Annotated in this window: 13 protein-coding genes and 2 pseudogenes; 6 read left to right on the plus strand and 9 right to left on the minus strand. The window is 53.0% G+C overall.

Features of this window, described 5'->3' with window-relative positions; translation table 11 throughout:
• Positions 1 to 17 precede the first annotated feature (17 nt).
• The gene (locus tag BLW10_RS05855) at positions 18 to 1,073 is read left to right on the plus strand and encodes a PilT/PilU family type 4a pilus ATPase (RefSeq protein ID WP_091333003.1); all 1,056 of its coding nucleotides are present in this window, start codon (positions 18 to 20) and stop codon (positions 1,071 to 1,073) included.
• Positions 1,074 to 1,214: 141 nt separating this feature from the next.
• Here BLW10_RS05855 and BLW10_RS05860 read toward each other — a convergent pair whose 3' ends face one another.
• Positions 1,215 to 2,099: an SPFH domain-containing protein gene (locus tag BLW10_RS05860; RefSeq protein ID WP_091333004.1), complete on the minus strand. Its 885-nt coding sequence runs from the start codon at positions 2,097 to 2,099 to the stop codon at positions 1,215 to 1,217.
• Positions 2,100 to 2,121: 22 nt separating this feature from the next.
• Positions 2,122 to 3,102 carry an SPFH domain-containing protein gene (locus BLW10_RS05865; RefSeq protein ID WP_091333007.1) on the minus strand — a complete coding sequence of 327 codons (981 nt, stop codon included), beginning with the start codon at positions 3,100 to 3,102 and terminating at the stop codon, positions 2,122 to 2,124.
• A gap of 776 nt (positions 3,103 to 3,878) precedes the next feature.
• On the opposite strand from BLW10_RS05865, the pseudogene BLW10_RS13715 reads away from it, so the two are divergent.
• A pseudogene (locus BLW10_RS13715) lies at positions 3,879 to 4,058 on the plus strand (IS481 family transposase); the annotation flags it as partial.
• Between the two features lies 1 nt (position 4,059).
• On the opposite strand, the gene BLW10_RS05870 reads toward BLW10_RS13715, so the two are convergent.
• The 4 genes from BLW10_RS05870 to BLW10_RS05885 all read right to left on the minus strand — a co-directional run bounded on the left by BLW10_RS05870 (position 4,060) and on the right by BLW10_RS05885 (position 7,290).
• Positions 4,060 to 4,680, minus strand: coding sequence for a V-type ATP synthase subunit D (locus BLW10_RS05870; RefSeq protein ID WP_091333009.1), 621 nt, complete (start codon positions 4,678 to 4,680; stop codon positions 4,060 to 4,062).
• Entirely contained in the window at positions 4,665 to 4,946 is a 282-nt protein-coding gene (locus BLW10_RS05875) for a YkgJ family cysteine cluster protein (protein ID WP_091333010.1), read from the minus strand. The genes BLW10_RS05870 and BLW10_RS05875 overlap by 16 nt, the downstream gene beginning before the upstream one ends.
• Positions 4,943 to 6,334: a V-type ATP synthase subunit B gene (locus tag BLW10_RS05880; RefSeq protein ID WP_091333012.1), complete on the minus strand. Its 1,392-nt coding sequence runs from the start codon at positions 6,332 to 6,334 to the stop codon at positions 4,943 to 4,945. Before BLW10_RS05880 ends, BLW10_RS05875 begins: the two co-directional genes overlap by 4 nt.
• 146 nt (positions 6,335 to 6,480) lie before the next feature.
• Positions 6,481 to 7,290, minus strand: coding sequence for an RMD1 family protein (locus tag BLW10_RS05885; protein WP_091333013.1), 810 nt, complete (start codon positions 7,288 to 7,290; stop codon positions 6,481 to 6,483).
• 201 nt (positions 7,291 to 7,491) lie between these two features.
• On the opposite strand from BLW10_RS05885, the gene BLW10_RS05890 reads away from it, so the two are divergent.
• The 4 genes from BLW10_RS05890 to BLW10_RS05905 all read left to right on the plus strand — a co-directional run bounded on the left by BLW10_RS05890 (position 7,492) and on the right by BLW10_RS05905 (position 12,785).
• Entirely contained in the window at positions 7,492 to 8,421 is a 930-nt protein-coding gene (locus BLW10_RS05890; RefSeq protein ID WP_091333015.1) for an ABC transporter ATP-binding protein, read from the plus strand.
• Positions 8,418 to 9,206, plus strand: coding sequence for an ABC transporter permease (locus BLW10_RS05895; RefSeq protein WP_091333016.1), 789 nt, complete (start codon positions 8,418 to 8,420; stop codon positions 9,204 to 9,206). Before BLW10_RS05890 ends, BLW10_RS05895 begins: the two co-directional genes overlap by 4 nt.
• A gap of 261 nt (positions 9,207 to 9,467) precedes the next feature.
• Complete coding sequence (gene mrcB / locus BLW10_RS05900) at positions 9,468 to 11,894, plus strand: penicillin-binding protein 1B (protein WP_091333018.1); 2,427 nt, start codon at positions 9,468 to 9,470, stop codon at positions 11,892 to 11,894.
• A gap of 51 nt (positions 11,895 to 11,945) precedes the next feature.
• Complete coding sequence (locus tag BLW10_RS05905) at positions 11,946 to 12,785, plus strand: tetratricopeptide repeat protein (RefSeq protein ID WP_091333020.1); 840 nt, start codon at positions 11,946 to 11,948, stop codon at positions 12,783 to 12,785.
• A gap of 61 nt (positions 12,786 to 12,846) precedes the next feature.
• On the opposite strand, the gene BLW10_RS05910 is transcribed toward BLW10_RS05905, so the two are convergent.
• The 3 genes and pseudogenes from BLW10_RS05910 to BLW10_RS05920 all read right to left on the minus strand — a co-directional run.
• The gene (locus tag BLW10_RS05910; RefSeq protein ID WP_091333021.1) at positions 12,847 to 13,251 is read right to left on the minus strand and encodes an RNA-binding S4 domain-containing protein; all 405 of its coding nucleotides are present in this window, start codon (positions 13,249 to 13,251) and stop codon (positions 12,847 to 12,849) included.
• A complete protein-coding gene (gene grxC / locus BLW10_RS05915) occupies positions 13,241 to 13,510 on the minus strand; it encodes a glutaredoxin 3 (RefSeq protein WP_091333023.1) in 270 nt (89 codons plus the stop codon). The genes BLW10_RS05910 and grxC overlap by 11 nt, the downstream gene beginning before the upstream one ends.
• Before the next feature lie 86 nt (positions 13,511 to 13,596).
• Positions 13,597 to 13,947 (minus strand): annotated as a pseudogene (locus BLW10_RS05920) (hypothetical protein); the annotation flags it as partial.

Consider the following 13,947-nt stretch of genomic DNA (forward strand, 5'->3'; position numbering starts at 1 on the left):
GACCTCAGGACAGCGGCATGGATATTAAACCCTATCTCGAATTAATGATCCGACATAAAGCCTCGGATCTCTTTTTTGCAGCCGGCACACAAGTCAAAATCAAAATCGAAGGCGTCATTCGCTCGGTCGGTGAAACCGTGCTCACAGCCACCGCCTGCCGTGAAGCGGTCGAAGGCATTATGACCCCGGAACAAATCGCCGAATTTGAGCACGAACGCGAACTCGATTTTGCCGTCGCACTCGAAGGCAAAGCGCGGTTTCGCGTCAATGCCTATTTTCAGCGCGGACAACCAGCAATGGTCTTGCGCTATATTCGCGCCAATGTACCGACGCTGGAAGAATTAAAGGTGCCGCCGACACTTGCGCCACTGATTATGCACAAGCGCGGCATTATTCTGATGGTTGGTGCCACCGGCTCGGGTAAATCCACGACCCTAGCTGCAATGATCGATCATCGCAATCGTCATTCGACTGGGCATATTGTCACCATCGAAGATCCGATTGAATTTACCCATAAACATCAGCAATGTATTATCAGTCAGCGTGAAATTGGCATTGATACCAAAAGCTATGCTAATGCGCTCAAAAGCGTGCTCCGTGAAGCGCCAGATGTGGTGTTAATCGGCGAAATCCGCACCCGCGAAACAATGGAAGCGGCGATTGAATTAGCTGGAACTGGGCATTTAGCGATTTCAACCCTGCACGCCAATAATGCACATCAGGCGCTGGAACGCATTATCAATATGTTCCCGCAAGATATGCACAAAACCCTGTTCATGGATTTGTCCGCTTATATGCGGGCAATTCTCTCACAACGCTTAGTGCGCACCAAAGAAGGGGGCCGCTGTGCTGCGATTGAAATTCTTGTCAATACCCCACACATCGCCGATTTAATTCGTGACGGAAGTGTTGATTCGATTAACGAAGCGATGCAGGAAAGCGGCGCTGAAGGAATGTGTACATTCGATGATGCGTTGCTGGCGCTTTATCATGCCGGAACCATCACCATGGAAGAAGCTTTAGCGAATGCGGACTCAGCGGCAAATTTAGAAGCGCGGATTCATTTTGGTTAATCCGCATTACGTGATTGATTGACGCTCGCATTCAATTGAGACAGGATAAACAGGATGATTCAAGATTGACAAGATTTTAATTAAAAAATCCTGTTTAATTCTGAAAAATCCTGTAAATCCTGTCTATGCGTTATCTTTTCTTTATAGCTGTACCAAAATTTCCGAATCGACCGGCAACACATCAACCTGCGCCCCTGAAGCAATCAGTTGCTCGGTCTCCATCACTTCCATCACAGCATTCAATACTTCAGAATCTTGTTGCGCAATCGCATTTAATGCCTCGCCAACAATTGCCGGACGGGAAGCAGCGGCTTCAGCCATTTTCTGCGAAACTTTATACGCTGTTTCACTCTTAATTAAACCAACGCGATTTTCACCATCTTGTTTCATCGCGCTTGTCACCTGCACCAACCGCTTCACGACTTTATCCGTGATATTGTCAACCATTTGCCGATCCGTAAAAGCAACTTTACGGATATACACCGAGCCAAGCGCATAGCCCCATTGCTCAGATAGCGGCGAAACTGCTGCACGCACGCGACGGCTGAGTTGATGCCGATCTTCAAGCATTTTATCCATTTCCAAATTACTCAGCGTCGAAATAGTCGAACTGGCGACATTGGCTTGTAATGAACCTTCAGGATTCGCGTTGCTGAATAAATAGGCAACCGGATCACTCACCTGCATTTCATACCAAATACCCACACCCATTGGCGTGCCTTCTTCGGAATTAACCATTTGATCGCGCAAATAATGCTGGCGGAGACAGGTCGGCACTTTATAAAGCTTGCCAAAAAACGGCACTAATAAAGCTTTCAGGCCAAAATAACCGAGCGGAAAGCGAATACCGGGTTCATCAAGCGTTCCGAGCACCTTGCCAAACAGCGTAAAAACCTGAGCTTCGCGTTCACGCACAATGGCATAGAGTCCGAGTGTGCGAGCAATGGCAAGCAAAATCGGGATATAAAGCACACCGATTATAAACGCGACAATCGGGCCGAATGAGAAATCGGAATCAAAAAACATGATTTGAGCCTCCTCAAGCGCGTTATTTCGGTGCAGCGGTTTGTACAATGCGCGTTGCACGGCGCAATAATGGCACCCGCAAATTGCGAATATAGGTTCGCAAGGCACCCGCGCCACCAGTTGCTTTAATTTGCGCCAACGTATTTGCAAGTTCTTTCAATGGCGCAACTTCAGCTTGCGCATTATTACGTGCGATTTCAACAGCACGCTTGCTCATGGTAATTTGCTGTTCAGCATCAGCGCGGGCGGTCGAAATATCTGCCGCAACCTGATTGCGCGTAGTATTAATCGCAGAGAGCGCCCGATCGACTTCAGGCGGTGGGTCGATTTGCGTAATTAAGGCTGCGTCGAGTTCAATGCCATAGCGTGCGCCGGTCGAGCGGCACTGTTGTTCCATATAATCATTCAGGAGCGGCAAATTTTTGCGTAGATCGTTGATCGACACGCCTTCAGATAATTCAGCGCTGGCATTGCCGCTATTTAATTCAGCATCACCAACTAAACTCTGCCCCTTCGGATCGACGAAATTGGCAATGCGCTCACGTAGCACGGAAATAAAATAGCCCATTACATGCTCCAGCGGTTTATCCACGCCGAAGAAATAGGCATAAAGATTATTCTCACAGACACGAAAACGAATTTGACCGCCAACCCCGGTAGTTAAATTATCTTTCGTCACTGCTTCAATAGTATGCTGGGATTTTGTCGGATCCCAAGTCAGATCAATTGCTTCAGTGACAACACGCACTTTATGCACTTCTTGCCACGGCCATTTGAAATAGGGGCCACCGGGTTGAATCACTTGCAAACGCGGAAAACGATAGCGTTGTTTTTCTTCATCATTGAGGGAATTATCTTCAACCATTAGCCGCCCAATGCGTTGAGCGCGACCAAATGAGGTGATGATAGCGCGTTCATCGGGTTTAACGGTGTAAAAAGCGCGAATGAGCACCGTGTAAATAATAAAAACAAACATGCCGAGTAGAAACGCTGTGACTTGCATGACTGACTCCCATTGGGTGGTTGGTGAGCGACGCAATTTAACGTAGCAAAATACAGTAATCTGCCGGTATCAATACAAAAGAAATAACAAAATAAGGCTGTGTCCCATTCACTGCCGCCGCATCGATAGCCCAGCAATCACCACCGCCAACGCCACCAGCAACACGACTAAGAGCCTGTCTAAAAATTAAGCTATTGATTTTAAAATAAAATTTTCGAGAATGGGTAAATTTTGCAAGTCAATTAACCTAGTTGTAGCGCGTTCGGTTTTTGGTTATCAAAACTGTTACTCAGCCCCCGCACCACCCGCCAAAACCCCTGATGCGTCTGGCGGCTGACATCCGCGTCAATCACCACCTCGATCCGAATAGGGATCCGAATAGCGAATAGGGGTCTGACCCCTATTTCTGACCCCTATTTCTGCCTCTATTTCTGCCTCCTATTTCTGCCTATTTCTGACCCCTATTTCACAGAATTTATATTATCAATCAGTGGCGTGACTGAGATCTAGGTGTCATGAGCGGCAACTTGATACCAGCAAGATATCTGCTTCGACGCCGCTGCATTAGATTGTAAATGTAGGATGGGTAGAGCAAAGCGAAACCCATCATTTCGCATCTGCTGCGGTGAATGATGGGTTTCACGGCCAACAAACGTTAGAGCAATCGTCAAGCTTATCGCGTGGCCGTTCTACCCATCCTACCTTGCTCAAGGACTGGCAACAACAATGCCCTGAACGCTTCAAAAAGCGCGTCTATAATCTCGCGGGACTTGACATTTGATTCCTCCCAGAACCTAGCCGACACCCTCAACGGCTACGTGCGGTTATACAGTCATCAGATCCCGCAGAAGGCGCTCGGACACATCGCGCCGATTCAAGCACTCAAGGACTGGCAACAACAATGCCCCGAACGCTTCAAAAAGCGTGTCTATAATCTCGCGGGACTTGACAGCTGACCTAACCCGCCCGCGCCCGCAATAGCTTGACCTGAAATAGCGTATTACGCTCTTCTTCTTCCAGCGATGATTGAATAAAGCGAATAGTGCGGTGATAGCGCGGAATAATATTGTATTTGAGCGCATTAACGCGCTTTTGCGCCTTGCGCTGTTCTTCCAGCAGGCGATGTAATGCGGTTTCGACTTCCGCTAATCGCGCCAGCAACACCGCCGCATCGGCTAATTGACTGCGCGTGGTATCAAAACTAACATCGGTGCCCAATAATCCCACTGGTTTAAGCGGCAGCCGCTCGCTATTCACCGCCGGATATTCGACGCCCAGCGCCCGACGCGGTAAGATTTCAACTTGCAGCGCCGGTTCAACTCCGAGTGCTGATTGTCGAATCGCACGACTACCCAATCGCAGATGTGAAATTGCCAAACAACGATAGGCGTCTGTCAATGCGCGTTCTGATTCAGTCCGCAGGCGACGATATTCGCCAATACGTTCATAGACCAAGCGTGTGAGTAATTCGCGCTTGCGCTCTAATAAATCGTGCCCATCTTCGAGAAAGCGCACCTGCTTTTTGAGTTTAAGCAGGGTGTTTTTAGTCGGTGGAACCTTAATTAACTGTTGTGCCATGCCTGTTCCCGCTCTGCTAGACAATCCGGGCCGCCCATCTCAAATTCACGGCACACCAACGGCCGCTGTTCATAGATGCGACAGCGTAGGGTGTCGCGGTCGAGGGCCGCGCACCAACCATCATCAAGTCGGCGCAGCACCACGCGCCCCCAAGCATCCCGCGTGGTGAAGTGACGCGGCACGCCGCTGTCGGTCAGACACACAACCTCTAATCGACAGCAGACGGCGGCGCAGTCCTCACAGCGTACCGCGACCGAGTGACTCACGCCGTTTCTACTTCGTGCTCGCGGTAATATTTAGCGAGATCGGTTTCTTTGAGGCGCGTGAGCATGTCACGCGGAAAGGCGCTCATTAGCTCCCAAGCTAAATTCAGCGTCGCTTCAATTGAGCGATCCTCGGCTTCACCTTGACCGACAAAGCGTTGATCGAATGCCTCGGCAAAGGTCAGATAAAGCCGGTCACGTTCTGATAATTCATCCGCGCCGATAATTGAGGCCAAATTGCGCGTTTCCTGTGCTCGCGCATAGAGCGCATAAAGCTGGGCAGCAACGCGGGGATGATCTTCGCGGGTGTCATCCTTGCCGATCCCGTCTTTCATTAAGCGCGATAGACTCGGCGAGATATTCACCGGCGGATAAATACCCTGATTATGTAGCTCGCGTGACAATACAATCTGACCTTCAGTGATATAGCCGGTGAGGTCAGGAATCGGATGGGTAATATCATCTGAGGGCATGGAAACAACGGGCATCATTGTAATTGAACCATGACGCTCGTGAATGCGCCCGCAGCGTTCATAAATCTCAGCTAAATCCGAATAGAGATAACCCGGATAACCTTTACGCGCTGGCACATCGCCTTTAGCGGTGGCCACTTCGCGCAAGGCTTCGGCATAATTCGTCATATCAGTGAGCACGACTAATACATGCCGGTCGAGATCATAGGCCAGATATTCCGCCGCCGTGAGCGCGGTACGCGGCAAGGTTAATCGCTCAACCGGCGGATCGTCAGCCAAATTGATAAACATCACCACATTGCGCAATACGCCGGAATTGGCGAATTCATCGCGGAAAAATTTGGCATCGGCATAGGACACGCCCATCGCCGCGAACACAATCGAAAAGCTCGACGATTCATCGACTAGCTTGGCCTGTCGCACGATCTGTGCAGCCAAACGGTTATGCGGCAGACCCGAACCGGAGAAAATCGGCAGCTTTTGGCCGCGCACCAGCGAGTTCAGGCCGTCGATGGTCGAGATGCCGGTCTGGATAAACTCACGCGGATAGGTGCGTGCAGCGGGATTGATCGCCGAGCCACTCACCGGCCGCCGAATCGCCGAAAGCACCGGCGGCCGTCCGTCACGCGGCTCACCGAGACCATTGAACTCGCGCCCCAGAATTTCGGGCGAGAGCGCGATTTCCACCGGCTCATCGAGAAACCGCACCCAAGTATTTTCAAGATCGAGATCCTCGGTGCCCTCAAACACCAGAATCAACACTTCATCATCGGCGGCGCGAATCACCTGACCGTTGCGGATATGACCGGCGTGATCCTCGATGCGCACGCGGTCGCCGAAGGCGACATTGGGCGTGTGTTTGACCACTAGCAGGCCGCCTCGGGCCTCAACCGCAGTGCGATAATCTTTGATGCTCATAGGCTTTACTGTTCTCGCTCTTGATTCAGACGCTTGGGCAGCGATGGAGCCGGAGTCTGGCGCACGCAGTCGGCCCCAATCAAGTATCCAGTATACGCCCGACCGCTGCCAACCGCCGCCTTGTGTGTCAGACTATTCAATGCCCGTCAGTGCCCAGCCCCGCGAAAAAACAATTCATAGAGCGTCAAAGCAATTTCGACCACAATTAAAATCACGATATACCATTCAACGCGCAGACTGCGTTTACTCTGCAATAAATCTAACAGCGTGCCGGCTGTGTCATTAATCAGCGTCAATTTGCGTTCAAGGGCTAATTGCCGCTCGCGGATTTCATATTCGGCTTCTAAATTCAAAAACAACCGCTCTAAATCGGGCCGCTCCCAAATCACCTCCGGTTTATCGCCAATTTCACCGCGTCCGACCATATTTTGCTGAATTGCCAACGCCTCGCCGATATGTCGAATCAACGTATCCGCATGACTGACGCCGCGCCCATGCCGCCGCAATCGCTCGGCCAACGGCTCAATACGATCAAAAGCATGTGCCACCCGCGCTTCCTGATCGGCCAACAGCACACTTTTTCCCAAAATATCCGCCACCACTTGCAACCGCGCCAACTCGGTATTCATTAGCACTAAGCGGTCGCGTTCCAATCCCTCAGGACGGATCGGATCAATCAGAATCGTCAAATCTTCGTGCTCTGGTTGCAATAGCGGATCGCGCACAAAAGGGCGAATTTCTTCGATAAATGCCGCTTCTTGTGCCGCATCGACGCCAAACAGCACTACCGCACCAGAACGAAATAACACCGCGTGCGCGTGCTCACCGATTGGCGCGACCAACGGATTCGTCGCCAACACTTCGAGATGCCCGAGACGTTTAAGATCGAGATGGCGGCCCAATAAATGAGCACGCACCGTTAAAATCGTATGACCATTCTGGATCAATTGAGACATACATGTATTATCCTGAGTCGCGCCGCCGCCAAACTCTTGGCTAACCGCTGGCGGCTGGAAGCTGATCGCCGGAAGCCAATTATTCAGTATGCGCGTCGCAGATGACAGCACCGCGACAGTCCCGACGAACCGCGCACACCTGCCAGATTGCTGGTAGAGTGATAGGCGGCCCTCTCGAACCCAGCATCACGGCGGCTTCCCATGTTCGCGCTCGACGTTCAACACCTGACGAAAATTTATCGCGGCGGCTTTCACGCGCTTAAAGGCATTGATCTGCAAGTCGCAGAAGGCGATTTTTTTGCCTTACTCGGGCCAAATGGCGCGGGTAAATCGACCTTTATTGGCATTATTTCCTCACTGGTCAATAAAACCACCGGGCAGGTATCGGTATTCGGGCATGATCTCGATCACGATCCTGAAGGTGTTAAATCCTGCATCGGCTTGGTGCCACAAGAATTTAACTTTAATTTATTCTTGCCAGTCATTGAAGTCGTACTCAATCAAGCCGGCTATTATGGCTTACCGCGCCATGAAGCACGCATCCGTGCCGAACGCTATTTGCGTCAACTTGATCTCTGGGATCGCCGTGATACCGAAATGCGGCGGCTCTCCGGCGGCATGAAACGGCGCTTAATGATCGCCCGTGCGCTGGTGCATGAGCCGCGTTTATTGATTCTCGATGAACCGACCGCTGGCGTCGATATTGAAATTCGTCGCTCGATGTGGTCATTTCTGCGCGAGCTGAATCAACAGGGCACGACTATTATTCTCACCACCCATTATTTAGAAGAAGCCGAAAGCCTCTGCCGCAATATCGCCATTATTGATGATGGACGCATTGCCGAGCGCACCAGTGTCGCCGCTTTATTACAACGACTGCATACCGAAACCTTTGTGCTCAATCTCAAAGGGCGCGTCTCGGAATTACCGCAACTCGGCGGTTTTGTTCTTCAAGCACTTGATGATTGCACGCTTGAAGTCGAAATGAACCGCGAACATACTATCAATGGTTTATTTGAAGCCTTATCACGCAATGGCATCGAAGTGATTAGTTTACGCAATAAACAAAACCGGCTCGAACGCTTATTTTTAGAATTAGTTGATCGCCAGAATGCAGAGGCTGGAGTATGAATCAGCGATTAGAAACCTGGCGTCGTTATCGCGTCACATTTCAGACCATTCTGAAAAAAGAAATTCTGCGTTTTTTGCGTATCTGGGTGCAGACTATTTTGCCTTCAGTGATTACCACATCGCTGTATTTCGTGATTTTCGGGCGGCTGATTGGCGAGCGCATCGGCATGATGGATGGCTTTGCGTATCTCGATTTTATCGTGCCCGGCTTGGTACTCATGGGCGTGATTACCAATGCGTATTCTAATGTCGTATCATCGTTTTATAGCAGCAAATTTTCGCGCTATATCGAAGAATTATTGGTCTCGCCTGCGCCGAATTGGGTGATTTTAGCCGGTTATGTTGGCGGCGGCGTCGCACGCGGGCTAGTGGTTGGCGGGGCAGTGATGCTAATCGCCGTGTTTTTTACCGATATTCGCATTCACGATCCGCTCACAATGCTATTGATTGGCGTGCTGACGGCAACGCTATTTTCACTCGGCGGGTTTATCAACGCCATTTATGCTAACAGCTTTGATGATATTTCCATCGTGCCAACCTTTGTGCTCACACCCCTGACCTATTTGGGCGGAGTATTTTATTCGATTGAGCTATTACCGGAATTTTGGCAAACTGTCTCATTAGCTAATCCAGTGCTGTATATGGTCAACGCATTTCGGCATGGATTACTCGGCGTCAGTGATATTCCGCTCAGTGTCGCTTTTGGAATGATTCTGCTGTTTATCCTAATGCTGACAGTGTATAGCTTATATTTATTGCGGCGCGGCGTTGGGATTAAGACTTAAAAATATCATAGATGGCTTTGCTTTCCGGTTGCATTAAATCCATTCTTCACGGTCTTGAGTAGATTTGTAGATTTGCAAGAGGGGCAGTGATTCATGTTTGAATAAATTCAGTTAGATTTTAGATCAATTCAGATTACATATCATATAGATTGGGGCACTACCCACGGCGCGGATGTGCCATAATCCTATCTTAATTCTCGCGGTGTCGGCGACCTCAGCACGTCAGCACCATCTATCTCGCTTTTGCATTAGGTCAAATCCGTGACTGCTACTCGCCGCTCTGACATACCGAGCCGGAGACGTTCCCCGCCGCGCAGGTCTCGTCGTTTCAGCCGTGTGCTAAGTGTGTGGCTGCTGATTGTCGCCGTCGGCAGTGCGTTGGTGCTGGTGTTGTATGGCGTGCATTTGGATCGCATCGTGCGCGGCAAGTTTGAGGGGCAACGCTGGGCGCTGCCGGCGCGGGTCTGGGCGCGACCGTTGGAGCTATACACTGGGCGGCGGCTCAGTCCCGATCAATTTGAATCCGAACTCAAACGGCTGAATTATCGTGCGATTGAAGGGCCACGCACTCAAGGTCAATATCAGCGTTTAGGGAATCGCTTTTTAGTGTGGACGCGCCCGTTTCGTTTTTGGGATGCTGCCGAACCAGAACGCCATTTACAAATTGATTTTGCTGATAATCAAGTCACAACGCTGATTGACGCCGATGGTGGCCCGGATCCAGCGTTAGTGCGGCTCGATGCAATGTTAATTGCTAGTATTTACCCGACTCACAATGAAGATCGGGTATTAGTGCGACATCAGGATTTGCCGGAATTGCTGGTTAAAACCTTGATGGCGGTCGAGGATCGTAATTTTTATCGGCATTGGGGGGTTGATCCCAAAGGAATTCTGCGGGCGGCTGTGAGTAATATGCAGGCCGGTGCCGTGGTTGAAGGCGCGAGTACCTTAACTCAACAGTTGGTGAAAAACTTTTATCTCAGTGCCGACCGGACATTTGAGCGCAAGATTAAAGAAGCCTATATGGCATTTTTGCTCGAATTACGTTATGGCAAAGACGAAATTCTCGAAGCCTATGCCAATGAAATCTATCTCGGTCAGGATGGCAGTCGCGGGATTCACGGCTTTGGATTAGTCAGTCAGTTTTTATTTAATTTGCCGCTGACTGAACTCGACGCGGCGAAAACGGCGCTACTGGTCGGTATGGTGCAAGCGCCGTCGAATCTCGATCCGCGTCGCCATCCCGAAGCGGCGACAACGCGGCGCAATTTGGTGCTCGATTTAATGGTGCGTGATGGGGTGATTAGCGCCACTGATGCGGCCCGCGCTAAACGCACGCCGCTGGGCATTCAAGATGGCGGCGGTCGGCCAGCGGGTTATTACCCGGATTTTATTAGCCTCGTGCGTCGTCAATTGCAGCGTGATTATCGTGATGAAGATTTGCGCTCCGAAGGGCTGAATATCTTCACGACGCTCGATCCGCTGGTGCAGGCGGCAGTTGAAACGGCGCTCCCGACGCGGCTCGCGGCGCTCGAAAAACAGCACGGGATGAAGGCTGGGAGCTTGGAAACAGCAGCCGTTGTAACCTCAGTGGAACAGGGCGAAGTGCTCGCTATCGCCGGTGGACGCCAGCCCGGGTATGCCGGATTTAATCGCGCTCTGGATTCGGTGCGCTCGATTGGCTCGCTGGTCAAGCCGCCGATTTATCTCACCGCGCTGTCACAGCCGGAACGCTACACCCTGACGAGCAGCATTGCGGATAGTCCGGTCAGCTTGCCCGATGGGAATAAGCGTTGGGAGCCGAAAAACTACGATCATCGCGTTTACGGTTCAGTGCAGTTACAAAGCGCGTTGGCGCGTTCGCTCAATCTGGCAACGGTCAATCTGGGGCTGAGTCTTGGGGTCAAGAACGTTGTCGAGACGCTCTATAAGATGGGCGCACAGCGGCGGATTCGCGTTGTGCCCTCGGTGCTGCTCGGTGCGGTGTCGATGTCGCCGCTCGAAGTGGCGCAGGTGTATCAGACCATCGCGGCGGGTGGCTATCGTGCCCCATTGCGCGGCATCCGTGAGGTGGTTGATGCGCAGGGGCAGCCGCTCAACCGCTATCCGTTGGCGATTGAAGCGGTAGTGGATCCGAAAGCGGCCTATCTGACGACTTGGGCGATGCAGCGCGTGGTGACTGACGGGACGGCCAAATGGCTCGGCGATCAGTTACCCAAAGGGCTGACGATGGCGGGCAAGACCGGCACCACCGATGAAAAACGCGATAGCTGGTATGCCGGATTTTCGGGCGATAAGGTCGCGGTGGTGTGGGTCGGGCGCGATGACTACAAGCCGATGGGCTTGGCTGGCGGTACCGGTGCGCTGCGTGTTTGGGGAGAATTTATGCTGGCGCTCGATAATGAGCCATTGCCGAATATCCCACCCGATGGCGTGGTTTTAGCCGATGCCTGCGGCGGCACGGGTGTGCCCTATATCGGTGAGAGTGCCAAGAGCGCCGCACGATGTGGCGGCAGTGGCGGTGAATCGCGCTCGGGCTCGGGTTCGCGGGCATCGAGCAGTGCAGCCAGTAACACCCCAGCGCCAGCTGCCGCACCTGAGCCAGCGCCTGAGCCGCGTGCGCCCGAGCCACCGCCGAAACCTGCGCCGAGCGAGAATCATTTTATGAGCGACTTTTTTGGTCGTTGACCAGAAATTGACTCACTGTTTACGTTAATGCGAACTGACCGAATCCTATTTATGGAACGTCTAACTCGTCTGATTGTTTTATCGGCGCTGGCGCTATTTGGGCTGAATGCCTGTACCCTGCCCCTGCGCGACCAGCTCCCACCGGCTCTCGGCAAGGTGATTCCCCGCGAAATACTGCCGGAACGTCCGAGTGCGCCGCCACCCGTCCCACCGCAGCCGCCGACTCCGACACCCACCCCACCACCGCAACCGGCCAAGCGCGAAACGCAGGTTTATGCCTATCGTGATCCGAGTACGGTCGCTGCGCCGTCGGTTCCGGCTCCCGCTGCACCGCAAGCTGCGCCAGTTGCGGTCTCGGTGCCGTCAGCGGCTGATAGTTCGTCACCGCCGCCACCGTTAGCGCCGGTATCTGGAGATGCGACTGCATCGCCCGCCGCGCCGCCGCCGGTGCAGGTTGCGACGGCTGATCCGCGTTCCGTGTTACCGAGCAGCGCACCTCAGCCACCCGCACCGCTTCCGGCACCGGCACCTGTTGCAACCGTGCCGCCGTCGAATCTGACCATGCCGAATTTGCCACCGGCGGCAGGCAAGCTTGCGGCACAAGCCGAGCAACAGCGTCAAGCTGGGGATTATGCGGGTGCTGCCGCGACCTTAGAACGGTCGTTGCGCATTGCGCCGCGTGAAGCCTATTTGTGGAATCGGCTGGCGCGGCTGCGCTTAGAACAGGGACAAGCGGTGCAAGCGGGCAGTTTGGCGGCGCGTGCCAATGATCTGGCGGGCACTCAGGCCGACATCAAACGCGATAACTGGCGGATTATTGCTGAAGTCAAGCGCCGTGCTGGGGATTTTGCGGCAGCGAATGCAGCCGAGCAGCGGGCGGGGGGCGGATAGCGTTCGCAGCTTTCAGCCGCCAGCGATCCGCTTCCCGCTTTCAGTTTGCTGCGCGTGATCGCTATTGTTCGGTAAATCGCTCGATTTGACGCCGATCACGCTTCGTCGGGCGGCCCTTGCTGTCTGCACCGAATACGCCAAGTTCGCGGCGCTCGCGGACTAGCGCCTGCCGCTTGAGCCGACTGGCTTCCGATTCGGCATACAGCAAGGCCGCTTCTGCCGCCGGACGCCGCTGGGTGTTGAGCGCCAGCACCTCGACTTCCCAGCTTAAGCCGTCTTTGTGAATCGTCACACGACTGCCAACCCGTAGCGTGCGGCTGGGTTTGACGCGCTGACCATCAACATGCACTTTGCCGCCGTTGATCGCGTCAATCGCCAGTTGTCGGGTTTTGAAAAATCGCGCCGCCCACAGCCATTTATCCAGCCGCATCACCGCAGCGGCATCGACACTGCGCTCAGTCGTCATCGCTGTCTAATCCCAGTCGCACATCCAGCTCGCCGTCCAGATCGAGCAACGCCAGATCGTCATAGCCGCCGACATGGAACGTATCAATAAAAATTTGCGGGACAGTATGCCGCCCACTGCGTTCGATCATCTCGCTCATGCGGGCGTGGTCGTGATCGACCGGAATTTCAGCAAAGGCAACACCCTTGCGCTTGAGCAGCCGCCGAGCGCGGTCGCAATAGGGGCAAGTTTGCGTTGTGTAAACAATGACTTCGGGCATGATGTCGGCTCGCGGCGCGGATGATGGAATGAAATGGAATGAGATAGCATGAAATAGCGGCTCCGATTTGTTTCGGATAATCTCGCCTATGTATTCTTTTCTGTGGTGCCATAGTCGTAGCCATCATTCCGGTGCAGGGGTTGAAAGGTTCGCATCGGACGGCTGAATGGTTTCCCGCCATCGAATGGCCGCATCTCGAAACTGCCTTTGACACGCGGCGAAATACGCCCTGTCTTGCCTTCGCAGCGTGCGATGTCGCCAGAACGCCAGCCGTGAAGCGGTTTTAGGCTGCGGTGCTGTTTTGGGTAGCCGAATTGATCGAGCACGGCTTTCTGCCGCCCGCCCTGCCCTTTGGCGACTATGTGCAATGGTCGGTCTGTGGCAAGCACCAGAGAGCCGATCGCCCCAACCGCCGCAGCGTCCAACCAGTGGGCCTT

Source organism: Allochromatium warmingii (assembly GCF_900107145.1).
Taxonomy (GTDB): Bacteria; Pseudomonadota; Gammaproteobacteria; order Chromatiales; family Chromatiaceae; genus Thermochromatium; species Thermochromatium warmingii.

Excerpts from the sequence above, each read along its gene's own strand:
- BLW10_RS05855 (WP_091333003.1), top strand. The coding sequence starts at position 18 with ATGGATATTAAACCCTATCTCGAATTAATGATCCGACATAAAGCCTCG.
- BLW10_RS05860 (WP_091333004.1), bottom strand. The coding sequence starts at position 2,099 with ATGTTTTTTGATTCCGATTTCTCATTCGGCCCGATTGTCGCGTTTATA.
- BLW10_RS05865 (WP_091333007.1), bottom strand. The coding sequence starts at position 3,102 with ATGCAAGTCACAGCGTTTCTACTCGGCATGTTTGTTTTTATTATTTAC.
- BLW10_RS05870 (WP_091333009.1), bottom strand. The coding sequence starts at position 4,680 with ATGGCACAACAGTTAATTAAGGTTCCACCGACTAAAAACACCCTGCTT.
- BLW10_RS05880 (WP_091333012.1), bottom strand. The coding sequence starts at position 6,334 with ATGAGCATCAAAGATTATCGCACTGCGGTTGAGGCCCGAGGCGGCCTG.
- BLW10_RS05885 (WP_091333013.1), bottom strand. The coding sequence starts at position 7,290 with ATGTCTCAATTGATCCAGAATGGTCATACGATTTTAACGGTGCGTGCT.
- BLW10_RS05890 (WP_091333015.1), top strand. The coding sequence starts at position 7,492 with ATGTTCGCGCTCGACGTTCAACACCTGACGAAAATTTATCGCGGCGGC.
- BLW10_RS05895 (WP_091333016.1), top strand. The coding sequence starts at position 8,418 with ATGAATCAGCGATTAGAAACCTGGCGTCGTTATCGCGTCACATTTCAG.
- BLW10_RS05905 (WP_091333020.1), top strand. The coding sequence starts at position 11,946 with ATGGAACGTCTAACTCGTCTGATTGTTTTATCGGCGCTGGCGCTATTT.
- BLW10_RS05910 (WP_091333021.1), bottom strand. The coding sequence starts at position 13,251 with ATGACGACTGAGCGCAGTGTCGATGCCGCTGCGGTGATGCGGCTGGAT.
- grxC (WP_091333023.1), bottom strand. The coding sequence starts at position 13,510 with ATGCCCGAAGTCATTGTTTACACAACGCAAACTTGCCCCTATTGCGAC.